The organism is Flavobacterium aquiphilum, from assembly GCF_027111335.1.
Taxonomy (GTDB): Bacteria; Bacteroidota; Bacteroidia; order Flavobacteriales; family Flavobacteriaceae; genus Flavobacterium; species Flavobacterium aquiphilum.
Genome location: NZ_CP114288.1, coordinates 1,476,673 through 1,491,548, shown reverse-complemented (window position 1 = coordinate 1,491,548; position 14,876 = coordinate 1,476,673). Strand labels below are relative to the sequence as shown.

General features: G+C 34.1%; 13 protein-coding genes. 8 read left to right on the top strand and 5 right to left on the bottom strand.

Annotation, left to right across the window (positions count from 1 at the left end; genetic code table 11):
* The first annotated feature begins 36 nt into the window (after window positions 1-36).
* Window positions 37-1,056, top strand: coding sequence for a type I glyceraldehyde-3-phosphate dehydrogenase (gene gap / locus OZP12_RS06215; protein ID WP_281228181.1), 1,020 nt, complete (start codon window positions 37-39; stop codon window positions 1,054-1,056).
* A complete protein-coding gene (locus OZP12_RS06210; RefSeq protein WP_281228180.1) occupies window positions 1,053-3,233 on the top strand; it encodes a tetratricopeptide repeat-containing hybrid sensor histidine kinase/response regulator in 2,181 nt (726 codons plus the stop codon). The genes gap and OZP12_RS06210 overlap by 4 nt, the downstream gene beginning before the upstream one ends.
* On the opposite strand, the gene OZP12_RS06205 is transcribed toward OZP12_RS06210, so the two are convergent.
* Together OZP12_RS06205 and lpxK are read right to left on the bottom strand one after the other, a co-directional pair.
* Window positions 3,230-4,042: a purine-nucleoside phosphorylase gene (locus OZP12_RS06205; RefSeq protein WP_281228179.1), complete on the bottom strand. Its 813-nt coding sequence runs from the start codon at window positions 4,040-4,042 to the stop codon at window positions 3,230-3,232. The two genes, OZP12_RS06210 and OZP12_RS06205, sit on opposite strands and share 4 nt — an antisense overlap.
* On the bottom strand, window positions 4,014-5,039 hold the full coding sequence (lpxK, locus tag OZP12_RS06200; RefSeq protein WP_281228178.1) for a tetraacyldisaccharide 4'-kinase: 1,026 nt from the start codon (window positions 5,037-5,039) through the stop codon (window positions 4,014-4,016). Before lpxK ends, OZP12_RS06205 begins: the two co-directional genes overlap by 29 nt.
* 142 nt (window positions 5,040-5,181) lie before the next feature.
* On the opposite strand from lpxK, the gene OZP12_RS06195 reads away from it, so the two are divergent.
* From OZP12_RS06195 to rluF, 4 genes are all read left to right on the top strand, one after another.
* Entirely contained in the window at window positions 5,182-6,279 is a 1,098-nt protein-coding gene (locus tag OZP12_RS06195) for a Nif3-like dinuclear metal center hexameric protein (RefSeq protein WP_281228176.1), read from the top strand.
* A 3-nt stretch (window positions 6,280-6,282) separates the two neighbouring features.
* The gene (locus tag OZP12_RS06190) at window positions 6,283-7,062 is read left to right on the top strand and encodes a zinc ribbon domain-containing protein (protein WP_281228175.1); all 780 of its coding nucleotides are present in this window, start codon (window positions 6,283-6,285) and stop codon (window positions 7,060-7,062) included.
* A gap of 49 nt (window positions 7,063-7,111) precedes the next feature.
* Window positions 7,112-7,969 (top strand): alpha/beta fold hydrolase, encoded by an 858-nt coding sequence (locus tag OZP12_RS06185; protein WP_281228174.1) that lies wholly within the window; start codon window positions 7,112-7,114, stop codon window positions 7,967-7,969.
* 448 nt (window positions 7,970-8,417) lie between these two features.
* The gene (gene rluF / locus OZP12_RS06180) at window positions 8,418-9,230 is read left to right on the top strand and encodes a 23S rRNA pseudouridine(2604) synthase RluF (protein WP_281228173.1); all 813 of its coding nucleotides are present in this window, start codon (window positions 8,418-8,420) and stop codon (window positions 9,228-9,230) included.
* A gap of 45 nt (window positions 9,231-9,275) precedes the next feature.
* Here the strand turns inward: rluF and OZP12_RS06175 are convergent, their stop codons facing one another.
* From OZP12_RS06175 to ffh, 3 genes are all read right to left on the bottom strand, one after another.
* A complete protein-coding gene (locus OZP12_RS06175) occupies window positions 9,276-10,202 on the bottom strand; it encodes a magnesium transporter CorA family protein (protein ID WP_281228172.1) in 927 nt (308 codons plus the stop codon).
* Between the two features lie 229 nt (window positions 10,203-10,431).
* Window positions 10,432-11,316, bottom strand: coding sequence for a bifunctional 5,10-methylenetetrahydrofolate dehydrogenase/5,10-methenyltetrahydrofolate cyclohydrolase (locus OZP12_RS06170; protein ID WP_281228171.1), 885 nt, complete (start codon window positions 11,314-11,316; stop codon window positions 10,432-10,434).
* Between the two features lie 115 nt (window positions 11,317-11,431).
* On the bottom strand, window positions 11,432-12,781 hold the full coding sequence (gene ffh, locus OZP12_RS06165; protein ID WP_281228170.1) for a signal recognition particle protein: 1,350 nt from the start codon (window positions 12,779-12,781) through the stop codon (window positions 11,432-11,434).
* A 569-nt stretch (window positions 12,782-13,350) separates the two neighbouring features.
* Between ffh and OZP12_RS06160 the strand changes: the two genes are divergently transcribed.
* Together OZP12_RS06160 and OZP12_RS06155 are read left to right on the top strand one after the other, a co-directional pair.
* Window positions 13,351-13,878 carry a hypothetical protein gene (locus OZP12_RS06160; protein ID WP_281228169.1) on the top strand — a complete coding sequence of 176 codons (528 nt, stop codon included), beginning with the start codon at window positions 13,351-13,353 and terminating at the stop codon, window positions 13,876-13,878.
* A gap of 589 nt (window positions 13,879-14,467) precedes the next feature.
* Window positions 14,468-14,812 carry a DUF6686 family protein gene (locus OZP12_RS06155; RefSeq protein ID WP_281228168.1) on the top strand — a complete coding sequence of 115 codons (345 nt, stop codon included), beginning with the start codon at window positions 14,468-14,470 and terminating at the stop codon, window positions 14,810-14,812.
* Window positions 14,813-14,876: the final 64 nt, after the last annotated feature.

The window sequence follows — 14,876 nt, the reverse complement described above, 5'->3', positions numbered from 1 at the left end:
ATCGTTTAACCGATTAGCCCATTAAACAAATTTAACTTGAAAACAAGAATTGCCATTAACGGTTTCGGAAGAATCGGACGAAATTTATTTCGCTTACTTTTGAACCACCCTTCCATAGAAGTAGTCGCCATAAATGACATTGCTGATAAAAAAACAATGGCTCATTTGGTAAAATACGACACTATTCACGGTGTTTTGCCTTTTGCGGTAAGCCACGATGAAAAAGGAATTATTGTTGACGGAAAGCACTTTTTGTTCTTTCACGAAAGAAGCATTCCAAACCTCGACTGGAAAAGCATTGATATTGATTTTGTTGTAGAATCGACTGGTAAATTCAAAACTTTTGATACAAGGATAAATGCCCATGTTTTGGCTGGTGCCAAAAGAGTGATTTTGTCTGCTCCATCTGAAGTAGATACTATCAAAACAGTTGTTTTGGGAGTTAATGAATCTATTCTTGACGGGACAGAAACCATTGTATCCAATGCTAGTTGTACAACCAATAACGCTGCGCCAATGATTAAAGTTATTGAAGAGCTTTGCGGAATTGAACAAGCCTACATCACCACCATCCACTCTTTCACAACTGACCAAAGCTTACACGATCAACCTCATAAAGATTTACGAAGAGCAAGAGGTGCCAGTCAATCAATTGTACCTACAACTACTGGTGCTGCAAAAGCATTGACTAAAATTTTTACTTCTCTGGAAAGTAAAATGGGAGGCTGTGGAATTAGAGTACCTGTTCCGGATGGTTCCTTAACTGATATCACTTTTAATGTAAAAAAAACAGTGACTATTCAAGAAATCAACAACGCCTTTAAATTAGCCTCTCAAACCAATCTGAAAGGAATTTTAGAGTACACAGAAGATCCTATTGTGTCCGTTGATGTAATTGGCAATAAAAATTCATGTATATTTGATTCACAACTTACTTCTGTGATCGATAAAATGGTAAAAGTGGTAGGTTGGTACGACAACGAAATTGGTTATTCCTCCAGGCTCATAGATCTGATTTTGTTACTAAACAATAATAAAAAAAGGTCCCTATCATGAAATACTTTTTATTATTTACTGTTTTTTTTCATTCACTACTCTATTCTCAAATAGACCAAAAAGTAGACAGCGTTACTTATTATTCCAAATCAGCAACCGAGAATATCAAAAACAATAATTATAAAAAGGCCTTATCATACATTCAAAAATCAATTGATTATAGTAAAAAAACAAAAAATCTTGAAGCCGAAGCTATTCAGACTTACAACTTAGGAAAAATCTATTTTGACCTGAACCTACACAATGATGCAATCGAATTATTAAGCAAAAGCATTAAATTATTCGAAAACATTTCGAAAGCCCCAAACAATAAAGTAGCCAATGCCTATTACTATTTAAGTTTATCCTGCACAGAGAAAAAAAACTATTCCCTTGCCGAAACATGCATCCTCAAAGCCGAAAAAATTAAGCAAAAGCTAAAAATCAAGGACGAGGCGGATTTAATTAAATTACAGAAAGGAATCCTTTCGAAAATAAAAGGTAATAAAGACTTGGCCTCAAACCAATTCAACGCCATTATTTCAGAACCCAACAGTGATGTTTTAACCAATTCAAAAGCCGAAGCCTTTTATCAAATTGGAATAATTGAAGTTTCTAACAAAAGATACAATCTAGCTTTAAATTACTTTAACCGAGCTTTAGAATTAAATAGAAAGGCAAAAAACCTAAATCAAAAGTCTAATATCTTATTAGCCTTAAGCACCGTTTATGACAAATTACTGGACAAATCCAATGCCTATACTTACTTAAAAAAACATTTGAATGTAAAAGAAAGTATCGTTCTTGCCAATGAAGAAAAATTAGGCATTAACGACTATGAAATCTTCAAGCAATCCCAACGAAAACAAGAAGAATTATTGCTCGAAAAAGAAAATAAGGAAAAAGAAAAAGCCGATAAATTCTCTAAACTCATCAGTATTTTAGCAATTGCAATCATATCAATTTTGTCGCTTTTGAGTTTATCTCTTTACAAAAACAATATCATCCGCAATCAAATCAATACGTTGTTAAGAGAAAAAAACAACGAATTAATTGCTGCCAAAAACAAAGCAGAAGAAGCGTCTAAAGCCAGAGCTGATTTTCTTTCCACCGTAAGCCACGAACTTCGAACACCGTTGAACGCTATCAATGGAATTACGCATTTATTATTGGAAGAAAAACCAAAAAAATCACAGATGCATTATTTGTCCTCATTAAAATTTTCGGGCAACTACCTCACCAACTTTATCAATGACATTTTAGAAATAAACAAAATCGAGTCAAACAAGGTAGAAATTGAATATATAAACCTAAACCTCAAACAATTATTAGGAGATATCCAAAACTCTCTCAAAGAAATTGCTACGATAAACAACAACAAATTTGTCCTCAAAATAGATCCTGCCATTCCTGAAAACTTAATAGGGGATCCAACAAAGTTGTCTCAAATTTTCATGAATTTAATCAATAATGCATTAAAATTTACCAATAACGGCACTGTTAGTGTAATCGCACGATTGAGAAATTATCAAAATGATACCGCTACCATCTATTTTCAAATTATCGATACTGGCATTGGCATTCCCAAAGACAAATTAAAAACAGTCTTCGAAAGTTTTTCGCAAGGATCAGTAGAAATTAACCGAAAATTTGGAGGTACGGGTTTAGGATTAACCATTGTGAAAAAACTGGTTAAGATTTTAGGAGGACACATACGATTGAAAAGTACCGTTGGAGAAGGCTCAACTTTTTCCTTTGAATTGAATTTCAAAGTTGACAGTAAACCAATGCCTTATAAAGTTGTTTCCAAAAATTATGATTCGGAAATTTTTAAGGACAAAAAAATATTGGTTGTTGAAGACAATAAAATCAACCAAATGATTACCCAAAAAATGTTGGTAAACAAGGCAATGAAATGCACCATTTTGGACAACGGTGAAGACGCCATCCAACTGGTAAAAAACGAAACTTTCGACATGATCCTAATGGACGTTCATCTATTAGGAATCAACGGAACGATCGCAACACAGCATATCAGGGAATTTGACACCAAAACCCCAATCCTTGCCCTTACAGCTATTTCATTAAATGAAAACAGGGAAATGCTACTTTCCTATGGTATGACTGATGTAATTACGAAACCATTTGTGGCTGAAGATTTTTATAGCACTATTGCCCAAAATTTAATCATTACCTAATTTCTTACGATCAACTCTCTAATTAGGCTACGCAAATGGGGTTCAGCGCTTTTTGCAGCTTCCAACACCTCATCGTGTGAAATTGACAATATACTTTCTTCATCTCCCATATCAGTTATAATCGAAACACCAAAGGTTTCCAAATCCATATGACGAGCCACAATTACCTCTGGAACTGTTGACATTCCCACACAATCAGCACCCAAAATCTTAACCATTTTGTATTCTGCGAGAGTTTCAAATGTTGGTCCTTGCAAACCTAAATAAATACCGTCATGAATTTCAATCCCCAACTCTTGGGCAATTGTTTTGACTTTGCCTATCATTTCAACCGAATACGGCTGGCTCATATTCACAAACCTTGGTCCAAAACGCTCGTCATTTTTTCCTCGTAAAGGATGTTCAGGCATAAAATTGATATGATCTTTGATAATAACAATAGAACCTACTTTATATTTTGGGTTTACTCCTCCGGAAGCATTCGATACAATTAATTTTTCAATACCCAAATACTTCATCACACGCACCGGAAAAGTCACTTCTTTCATGGAATATCCTTCGTAAAAATGAAAACGTCCTTGCATGGCCACCACTTTTTTGCTTCCAATAGTACCAAAAACCAATGCGCCTTTATGTCCTTGAACTGTCGAAACCGGAAAATTAGGAATTTCTTCGTATGGTAATGTGTATTCAATCACAATATCATTGGTAAATCCTCCCAATCCCGATCCTAGAATAACACCAAACTCCGGAGTGAAATTTACTTTTTCTTTAATATAACTAACGGTTTCCTGAACTTTGTCCCACATAACTCAATATATTTTTATCAAAATTATCTCCGTCTGAAAGAAACGAACTTTTTATGGGTAAAAAATAAAGTTGTTCACTCAAAATACTTCCTTTCAGTCGCACATAATCTTTTTCGGTTGTTACAATAATCTTGTTTCCTGCTTTTTCTTTAATTTCCTGTAGTTCGCTTTCGCTAAAATGATGATGATCTGGAAAAGTCAGACATTCGTCATTTCCATTTTTTAAATGCGCAAAAAAGGGTTCCGGCTTAGCAATTCCAGCCAAAAGTATCCTGTCGATCTTTTTTATTTCTTCAACTTTTATCGTTTTTTCATCAGAAAAAACCGAGTCATCATAGTCGATAAAGGTAAAAAACAAACTTTGATTTGTAGAAAGATTCAGCTGTTTTTTTATCGAATTTTGTTCTTCCAAAGATAGGTCTGAAGGACATTTTGTAACAACTACAATATTAGCTCTTTGCACACCTTTTCTGCTTTCTCTCAAATTCCCGGTAGGCAACATAAAATCATCACAAAACAAATCACCATACGCAGTAAGCATAATATAAAATCCAGCTTTTACCTTTCTATGCTGATAGGCATCATCCAACAAAATGACTTCCGGTAAATCCGATTGGGAAAGCAATTGTTCGATTCCGTTCTTTCGATTGGCATCGACTGCAACCTGAATATTTTTGAATTTTTGATAAAACTGAAACGGTTCGTCTCCCAATTGCAATGCATCCGAATTTGAATCTGCCAAAACAAAACCTTCAGATTGTCTTTTATACCCTCTGCTCAATGTCGCCACTTTGTATTTATCCGAAAGCAACCGAATTAAATATTCAATCTGAGGCGTCTTTCCCGTCCCACCAACACTAAGGTTACCGACGGTTATAACAGGTAAATCAAAAGAATAAGATTTTAGGATTCCCACATCAAAAAGAAAATTACGAATGCTGGTAATAAAGCCATATAAAATAGCAAATGGGAACAATATTTTTCGCAGTAAATTCATTTTACGAAAGTATAATATTTTATCTTTGAACGGAAATTATTAAAAAATAAACAAACGGTGACTTTACAAATAATTTTCAATCAATTTACGTTATTACATTAACAAAAAACACAGCTAACAAATATCCTGAAAAGATTAAAAAATGAGTACAATAAAAGAAATCCTTTCTGTTCTTGAAGAAATGGCTCCATTGGCATATGCCGAAGATTTTGACAACGTAGGTTTAATAATAGGGGATGAAAATGCAAAAGCGACCGGAATTTTGGTTTGCCACGATGCCTTAGAAAACGTAATTGATGAAGCCATTACCAAAAAATGCAATTTGGTTGTTTGTTTCCACCCAATTCTATTCAATGGAATTAAAAAAATAACAGGGCAAAATTATGTAGAACGTGCCCTTCTCAAAGCAATTAAAAATGACATTGCCATTTATGCTGTGCACACCGCACTTGACAACCATCCGGAAGGCGTAAACAAATTATTTTGTGATGCTTTAGGACTCATAAAAACTCAGATTTTAATCCCAAAACAAAACAATATTCGAAAACTGGTTACCTATACCATCAGAGACAATTCCGAAAAAGTTCGAAATGCCTTATTCGAAGCCGGAGCAGGAAGCATAGGAAATTATGACAAATGCAGTTTTAATTCCGAGGGAACTTTCACCTACCAAGGTAACGAGAAAAGCGAACCGACAATTGGCGAAAGAGGAGTAATGTCTAGAGGAACCGAAGTTAAAATTGAAGTGGTTTACGCCAAACATTTGGAAGCAAAAATCATAAAAGCACTAAGAGAAAATCATATTTATGAAGAAGTTGCTACCGAAATCTACAATATGAAGAATACTTTTAACCATATTGGTTTGGGAATGATTGGTGAGCTTGAAGAAGCCATGGATGAGAAAGAATTCCTTGCTTTTACTAAAGATAAAATGCAGGCTAGCGGTATTCGTCACTCTGCCTATACAGGAAAAAAAATAAAAAAAGTAGCAGTTTTGGGCGGTTCAGGAAGTTTTGCCATTAAAAATGCAATTCAGGCCGGAGCCGACGCTTATTTGACCTCCGATTTGAAATACCATCAATATTACGAAGCCGAAAACAAGCTTTTATTGGCTGATATCGGACATTTTGAAAGTGAGCGCTATACAAAAGAGTATATTGTTGATTATCTTAGAAAAAAAATTCCTAATTTTGCAATCATTTTATCGGAAGAAAATACAAATCCAGTTAAGTACTTATAGAATATGGCGAATACGAAAGAATTAAGTGTTGAGGACAAGTTAAGAGCAATTTACGATTTACAGTTAATTGACTCTAGAATTGACGAAATCAGAAACGTTAGAGGAGAACTTCCTTTAGAGGTTGAAGATCTTGAAGATGAAGTTGCAGGTTTAAGCACTCGTTCAGAGAAATTGAAAGGGGAACTCGAAGTAATCGAAAACCTAATCAAAGAAAAAAAGAATGCAATTGACGAACATAAAGAAGCTGTCAAAAAATACACTAAACAACAAGAAAGCGTTCGTAATAACCGCGAATTCAACTCTTTAACAAAAGAAGTAGAGTTTCAGGAATTGGAAATTCAGTTAGCCGAAAAGCAAATCCGTGAGATGAAAGCTTCTATAGAGCACAAAAAAGAATTAATTGCTACTTCTAAAGAAAAATTGGAAGCTAAATCAGCTCACTTAAAACATAAAAAGTCAGAATTGGATGCTATCATGGCCGAAACTCAAAAAGAAGAGACTTTCTTAACTGAGAAATCAGCAGAATTTGAAGCATTAATCGAAGATCGTCTTTTGGCTGCTTACAAAAGAATTAGAAGCAGTGTACGCAACGGACTTGCAGTTGTTTCCATCGAAAGAGGTGCATCAGCTGGGTCATTCTTCACGATTCCACCACAAACACAAGTGGAAATCGCATCGAGAAAGAAAATCCTAATCGATGAACACTCTGGAAGAATTTTAGTCGACACCGTTCTGGCTCAAGAAGAAAGAGAGAAAATGGAACATTTGTTTTCAACATTCTAAAAATAATTAAGCCTCGAATTTCGAGGCTTTTTTTATATACCCCATCATTTTGGATTTTAAAAAAAGCATTCGGTTCCTGACAGTTAAAATTGTTGGGCAGTACATCAACCTACTCCATTTAGTGCATCCAAAAAAAGCACTCCAATTATCGTATGCCCTTTTTACAAATCCAAGAACAGGTAAAATTTCACACAACAAACTTCCCGAAATCCTTAAGGACACCATAAAAGAAACGTTCCATCACAACGAACACCATTTCCAAACCTACACATGGACAGGAAATGACACCAAAATTCTTTTGGTTCACGGTTGGGAAAGCAATTCGGCACGATGGGAGAAAACCCTTCCCTACCTTCAAAAATCCGGAAGTACCATCATCGCCATAGATGCCCCGGCTCACGGACAAAGCAGTGGCGAAGAATTCAATGTACCACGCTACGCCGAATTCATCAACAAAGCGGTAAAAAAATACAATCCAAGCATTATCATCGGCCATTCCATTGGTGGTTCAGCCTGTATTTATCACCAATACTTACACCCGGAAACTAGCATTGAAAAAATGGTAATCCTCGGTGCTCCCTCCGATTTGAAAACGCTTCTCGACAATTACATCCAAATGCTGAGCCTCAACCGTAAAATGTTTCATCTTTTGGAAAAGCGTTATTTAGAAAATTTCAATTTCAAGCTCGAAGATTTCTCAGGCGGTACATTTGCCAAACACATTAAAATCGACGGAATAATCGCCCACGATAAAAGCGACACAGTAGTCGCCTTCCAGGAAGGCCAAAAAATCGCAAACGGCTGGAAAAAAAGTCACTTTATCACCACCAACGATTTAGGCCACTCAATGCACGACGACAAACTATATCAGGAAATCTATCAATTTTTATTTGAAGCAAAAGAATAGGCATTTTTGTAAACATGGGTCCCGCTATCCGCTTTATCTTTTCCTTTTTAAAGAAAAAAGAAAAAGGATGTCACTTCTATCCTACCGTCTGGACACATCTTTTTATAGGCCACAGATGACGCGGATTGAACGGATTTACACAGATAAATTTGTTGTTTTTAAAAAAATGTATTGAAAAAAACATAAGTTTTACAAATAATATTTTTAATATGCAACCAAAAAATCAGCGATAATCTGTCTAATCCGCGTTATCTGCGTGCCATTTTTAATATAAAATATTTGTGTCCAGACGGTAGGAAGTAATCGGGGTTAAATGGGACACAATAGCTATTTTTCAGTAAGTCTTTAAAACTCTAAGTCTTTAAGAATTTGTAACAAAAAATCTTAACGACTTAGAATCTTAGAAACTCAGAAACTTATACTTGATAAAAAAGACTATTTTTGCAGTATGGAAGAAAATCTAAAACGCCTCAATAAATTCATAGCCGAAACGGGTTATTGTTCCCGCCGTGAAGCCGACAAATTCATAGAAGAAGGCCGAGTAACCATCAACGGTGCAGTCCCGGAACTGGGAACAAAAGTAGCACCGGATGACGAAGTGCGTATTGACGGAAAACTAATTCGTGAGAAAACCGAAAAACCTATATATCTTGCTTTCTACAAACCTGTAGGAATAGAATGCACCACCAATCTGGAAGTCCGCAATAATATTGTGGATTACATCAATTATCCCAAACGTATTTTCCCTATCGGCCGTTTGGACAAAGCCAGTGAAGGATTAATTTTCATGACCAATGATGGCGATATCGTTAACAAAATATTGCGTGCCAGAAACAATCACGAAAAAGAATACACCGTAACGGTGAACAAACCCATAACCGACCGTTTCATTGAGCGAATGGGCAATGGCGTACCAATTCTAGACACTGTAACCCGAAAATGTAAAGTAGAGCAAATTAGTAAATACATCTTTAAAATCATTCTGACACAAGGTTTAAACCGCCAAATCCGTAGAATGTGCGAGTATTTAGGCTATGAAGTTACCGCTCTGAAACGCATCCGAATTATCAATATTTCACTGGACGTTCCTGTAGGGCGCTATCGTGATTTAACGGATGCCGAAATTAAAGAACTTAACCAATTAATCGAGCCTTCCAGCAAAACCGAGGAAGCAAGTTTGCCAAAACCAGAACCTCAAAAAAGAAGAACTGAATTCATCAAAAAGGATGATCCCCGATTTAAGAAGAGAAGAGATTATTAAACTAAAAAAGCCGTTTCAATTGATTGAAACGGCTTTTTCTTTGTATCAAAACCATCTTCTTCTTTTAAATAAAAAAACACCAAACATAGAAAGCAAAACTGAAACAAGTATAATAATTGGCATACCGTAATTATTGTTTTCTAAGTTATTTGGCACATTCATCCCATACAAACTGGCAATTACTGTAGGAATCATCAAAATAATGGAAATAGAAGTCATTTGTTTCATAATCGCATTCAAATTATTAGAAATAACCGAGGCATAAGCATCCATCATTCCTGTTAAAATGTCGCTATAAATATTAGTTGTTTCTTGCGCTTGACGCAACTCAATCTCTACATCTTCCAACAATTCAGGATCATAAGAATCTCTTTGGGATTTGACATTCTTGATTCGATGGAGTAATATATCATTGCCTTTCAAGGAAGTCATAAAAAAAACCAAACATTTTTCTATTTGCAACAAGGCTTGTAATTCTTCATTTTTGATGGATTCTTCCAAATTATCTTCGGCCAATTTTATCTTTTGATTAACCTGTTTCAAGTATTTCAAATACCAAACGCTTGATGATAAGAGCAATTTTAAAACCAAATCAAAATTATCTTTGATGTCTTTATTTTTTCGCTGAGTGTAAATTACAAAATCCGTCAACATTTCCGTTTTATGAAAACTAATGGTAACACAAATTTCTTCCTTAAAAATAACACCAACAGGAATTGTGTTAAAAGGCAGTTTTACATTATCTGAACTTACTGGAATCCTAATAATAATCAAAGTCCAGCCATTCTCTACTTCTATACGGGGTCTTTCATCAATATCTTCAATATCATTGTAGAATTCTTCAGGGATTTGTAATTCTTCTAAGAGGTATTTTTTTTCGTCTTCTGTTGGACATTCAATATTTATCCAGCAGTTTGGAGTCCACTCTTTAGACTCGATTAATCCGTTATTGTTTTTGTAAAAAGCCTTCATTTCAAAATTCCATAGGTTAAATTATAGCATCTTGAAAGTTTTTCAAGTGCTTTATTCTTTCAATATTTCCGAATAATAATCGTCCATTGAGTTGTTCTTTTTAAGTTTTGCAAAAATATCCTTTATATTTTAAAAATATCAGGAAGGAATGGATATTTAATAAAGTCTTAAGCAAAAAAAACCTCAAACTTTCATTTGAGGTTATAGGGGGAAGTTGTCTAAAACAATTTTATTTATTTCTGCTTCTGATTTCTCTTGCCAAAAGTGTGTTTTTCAACAACATTGCAATAGTCATTGGCCCTACTCCTCCTGGGACCGGAGTGATGAAAGACGATTTTTTGCTTACGCCGTCAAAATCAACATCACCTGTAATTACATATCCTTTTGGATGTGAAGCATCTTGAACTCTTGTGATTCCCACGTCAATTACAACTACTCCATCTTTCACCATATCAGCTTTTAGGTAATTTGGAACACCAAGAGCAGTGATGATGATGTCGGCATTTTTAGTGTACTCTTCAATATTTTTGGTTCTGCTATGTGTAAGCGTTACCGTTGAATCACCAGGATATCCTTTACGGCTCATCAAAATACTCATAGGTCTTCCCACAATATGACTACGCCCAATAACTACAGTGTGTTTACCTGCAGTTTCCACTTTGTAGCGCTCTAACAATTCCATAATCCCGAATGGAGTCGCTGGCAAGAATGTTTCCATATCCAAAGCCATTTTTCCAAAATTAGCTGGATGAAAACCATCTACATCTTTATCAGGATCAATAGCCATCAATATTTTTTGCTCGTCGATGTGTTTTGGCAAAGGTAATTGAACAATATAACCATCCAAATTATCATCTTCGTTCAATTCTTTAATCTTAGCAAGCAATTCCTCTTCGGTAATTTCAGCAGGCAAACTTACTAAAGTAGATTCGAAACCAATTTGTTCACATGAACGCACTTTGCTTCCCACATAAGTTAAACTTGCTCCATCCGTTCCTACAATTACTGCAGCCAAATGAGGCACTTTTTCCCCATTTTCTTTCATTGTCTTTACTTTGGCAGCAATTTCATTCTTAATATCTTCCGATGTTTTTTTTCCGTCGAGTAGTTGCATTTTTACTGTTTATGTTTATTATTTGTTGTCTAAAAAACTTGTTTACTTAAATTAAAAAAGTTTCAAATTTTCAGTCTCAACAACTTGATACTTAAAATTTGAAACAGTCTTTTTATTATCTAGGCATTCCAGGCATTCCTTTCATACCACCCATCATTTTCATCAGGTTTTTTCCTCCTGGCCCTTGCATCATCTTCATCATTTTACTCATTTGATCAAACTGCTTCATCAATTGATTTACCTGTTCGATTTTTGTCCCGGAACCTTTAGCAATTCTGGCTTTTCTTTTTACATCGATTATAGCAGGCTTACTTCTTTCGCCTGGTGTCATCGAATGGATAATCGCTTCGATATGTTTGAAAGCATCGTCTTCAATTTCGATATCTTTCATTGCTTTCGAAGCACCCGGTATCATTCCTACCAAGTCCTTCATATTACCCATTTTCTTAACTTGCTGAATTTGTGACAGGAAATCATCAAAACCAAATTCATTTTTAGCAATTTTCTTTTGGATTTTTCTAGCTTCTTCTTCGTCATATTGTTCTTGAGCTCTCTCTACCAACGACACCACGTCCCCCATACCAAGGATACGCTCAGCCATACGATTTGGATAGAAAACATCAATCGCATCCATTTTCTCACCAGTACCCACAAACTTAATTGGTTTATTCACTACCGATTTGATCGAAATCGCTGCTCCACCACGAGTATCACCATCTAATTTGGTCAAGATAACTCCGTCAAAGTTTAAGATATCGTTGAATGCTTTAGCTGTATTCACTGCATCCTGTCCCGTCATAGAATCCACAACGAATAAAGTTTCCTGTGGCTGGATAGCTTTGTGAACTTTCTCAATTTCATCCATCATTTCCTTATCGACAGCCAAACGACCAGCAGTATCGACAATTACAACATTGAATCCATTCGCTTTGGCATGCTTAATCGCGTTTTGTGCAATTTCAACAGGATTTTTATTTTCAGGTTCAGAGTAAACCTCCACACCTATGGAATCCCCAACAACATATAATTGTTGGATAGCTGCCGGACGGTAAATGTCACAGGCTACCAAAAGTGGTTTTTTATTTTTTTTCGTTTGAAGATAATTCGCCAATTTACCGGAAAAAGTAGTTTTTCCCGATCCCTGCAAACCAGACATTAATATAATCGAAGGATTTCCTTGAAGATTAATTCCTGCAACATCTCCTCCCATCAATTCTGTAAGCTCATCTTTGACAAGTTTTACCAATAATTGCCCAGGCTGCAATGTTGTCAATACATCTTGACCTATCGCTTTGTCTTTTACTTTGGTGGTAAAATCTTTAGCAATTTTAAAATTGACATCGGCATCAAGTAAAGCACGACGAACTTCTTTCAAAGTTTCGGCTACGTTTACTTCGGTGATTTTCCCGTGTCCTTTTAATATATGAAAGGCTTTGTCTAGTTTATCGCTTAAATTATCGAACATAATTGTATTTCTCTTTAATTAAAGGCGCAAATTTAATGATTTGATATTGAAGTTTAAAAAGTATTAGAAATAAAAAAAGCAATTGTTTCAAAATAAAGTCAAAAACAAAAAAAACAGACCAGACAAATCCGATCTCCTTTTCCCAAAAACAAAAACATCAATGGTGTAAAAATGTTGTTATCAAATTATTCTTTACTGCAAAAGTAAATATGAGTCGAATCAATTTTCAGATGTCATATTTACAATATCCAACACTTCCATTTCAAACATCAGTTATAGCTTTTTATTAAGATTTTACACTTTTAGTACGAATTTCATCAAACGTTTTCGTTTATTTTATTGTTTACACGAAAACGTTTTAGAAATATTTTGAAAATTGTTAAAATATTAAATATAATTCTATTTAGAATCAAAATAAAAGCAAAAAACAGAACAATAATCAAAAAATTACTTGTTTTTTTATCAAATTAATAATTAAATATTTTTTTGTTCCAAAAATAGATTGTACATTTACTCTATCAAAAAGCAAAATTTTTTCTCACAAAAAACAATATAAAAAACACAAAACCATGAAAACAATTTTCACATTCGCCCTATCCTTAAGTCTATTTACAGTTACCTATTCACAAGATAAAAAAACAGAAGCTGTAAAAATTGAAGAATTACCAACAGTAGTAATTTCACAGGTTAAAAAATACATTCCGGACAACAATCCTGATGCAGTTGTCAGAACTACTCAAAACGAGTTCCTCTTGTATAAAGTAGATGACGAATGCAAAAATTTTGACCAATATTTAGTAACCTTAGAAAGCAGAAAAGGTGCCTTACAAGCAACTTTCGATGAAAAAGGAGTATTAGTATCTGTTTCCGAAAAATATACAAACGTAGAATTACCAAGAGAAGTTAGTAAATCTGTTTATATGTCATATCCACTATGGACAATCGTAAAAAGTAAATTTGAATATTCCCAACAAAAAGGAGAAATATTAACAAAAGTGTACCATCTAAAACTAAAAAAAGATAATAAAACTCAAATTGTAATGGTTAGTTCATCAGGAGATATCATTACAGAAACAAAAGATATAGCAATGAATTAAAATTGCTTCATCCATTAACCCTAAAATCCGCATTAGACTTCTAAACAAAGTTTGATGCGGATTTTAAATTAAAAATAATCAGCAAAAAGTTACCCCAAAAAAACATGAACCAACTTCCCTATTTAGCCAAAACATAATTTCGTTTGGCATAAATCATAAACAAAAAAAGAGACCAAACAAGCCGGTCTCCTTTTCCCAAAAACAAAATAAAAACTAACCAAAAAAGTTCTTAGGCTTTAGCTCATTTATCATAAACTTTAATCTGTCACAGAAGAATAAAATTGTCATAATAAATACACCTATTTTCAAAAACAGACTTCGGTAAAATCAATTTGTAGAAATTCATTTTCTTCCCTTTGCAAAAGAGGAAATAAAACAAATAAGAATAACTTCTTTTCAATATTTTCAATTCGGAATCACTTTTGATATTTTTGACAAATATATTTTTTTATTTTTATTTATTCTAAATAAAAATATTATTTTTGTCTACAATATTATTCAAATAATTTAAAAACAACAGCAACTAAAGCTGAAATGGAAGCAATAATTGATTCTTTTGTGATCAAATAATAATTTAAAAACTAAGTTTATGTGCAATCTGAGAATTTTGAACCGGACTTCTGATGGCATTTTACTTTTTTGCCAGCAAAGAGATAAGTATCAATTGCTATTCAATAATTTGACCTATGAATTGAGTGGTATAGAAATGACCAGTTTTGCCAATTATTTGGATCAAATAGATATTGATTATTGGGAAAGTGAATATAAAAATTCCATATATGACAAGAAAATTCCAATACCGACTTTGCAGTCCAACTTTATTATTTTGCTGAACAGAAAAGAACTTGAAGAATTACGCTTTTTAGTTGATTGTGTTTCTAAAGATAAAATCCTTAAACCAGCCGAAATCAATTATCACATTATTTCAAATTGATAATACATATAGAAAGCAGCGCATAAAAAATCTGAACTAGAAAAGTTCGGATTTTTTTCGTTTT

Coding starts and splice junctions, on each gene's coding strand:
- OZP12_RS06210 (WP_281228180.1), top strand. CDS start 1,053: ATGAAATACTTTTTATTATTTACTGTTTTTTTTCATTCACTACTCTAT.
- OZP12_RS06205 (WP_281228179.1), bottom strand. CDS start 4,042: ATGTGGGACAAAGTTCAGGAAACCGTTAGTTATATTAAAGAAAAAGTA.
- lpxK (WP_281228178.1), bottom strand. CDS start 5,039: ATGAATTTACTGCGAAAAATATTGTTCCCATTTGCTATTTTATATGGC.
- OZP12_RS06195 (WP_281228176.1), top strand. CDS start 5,182: ATGAGTACAATAAAAGAAATCCTTTCTGTTCTTGAAGAAATGGCTCCA.
- OZP12_RS06190 (WP_281228175.1), top strand. CDS start 6,283: ATGGCGAATACGAAAGAATTAAGTGTTGAGGACAAGTTAAGAGCAATT.
- rluF (WP_281228173.1), top strand. CDS start 8,418: ATGGAAGAAAATCTAAAACGCCTCAATAAATTCATAGCCGAAACGGGT.
- OZP12_RS06175 (WP_281228172.1), bottom strand. CDS start 10,202: ATGAAGGCTTTTTACAAAAACAATAACGGATTAATCGAGTCTAAAGAG.
- OZP12_RS06170 (WP_281228171.1), bottom strand. CDS start 11,316: ATGCAACTACTCGACGGAAAAAAAACATCGGAAGATATTAAGAATGAA.
- ffh (WP_281228170.1), bottom strand. CDS start 12,781: ATGTTCGATAATTTAAGCGATAAACTAGACAAAGCCTTTCATATATTA.
- OZP12_RS06160 (WP_281228169.1), top strand. CDS start 13,351: ATGAAAACAATTTTCACATTCGCCCTATCCTTAAGTCTATTTACAGTT.
- OZP12_RS06155 (WP_281228168.1), top strand. CDS start 14,468: ATGTGCAATCTGAGAATTTTGAACCGGACTTCTGATGGCATTTTACTT.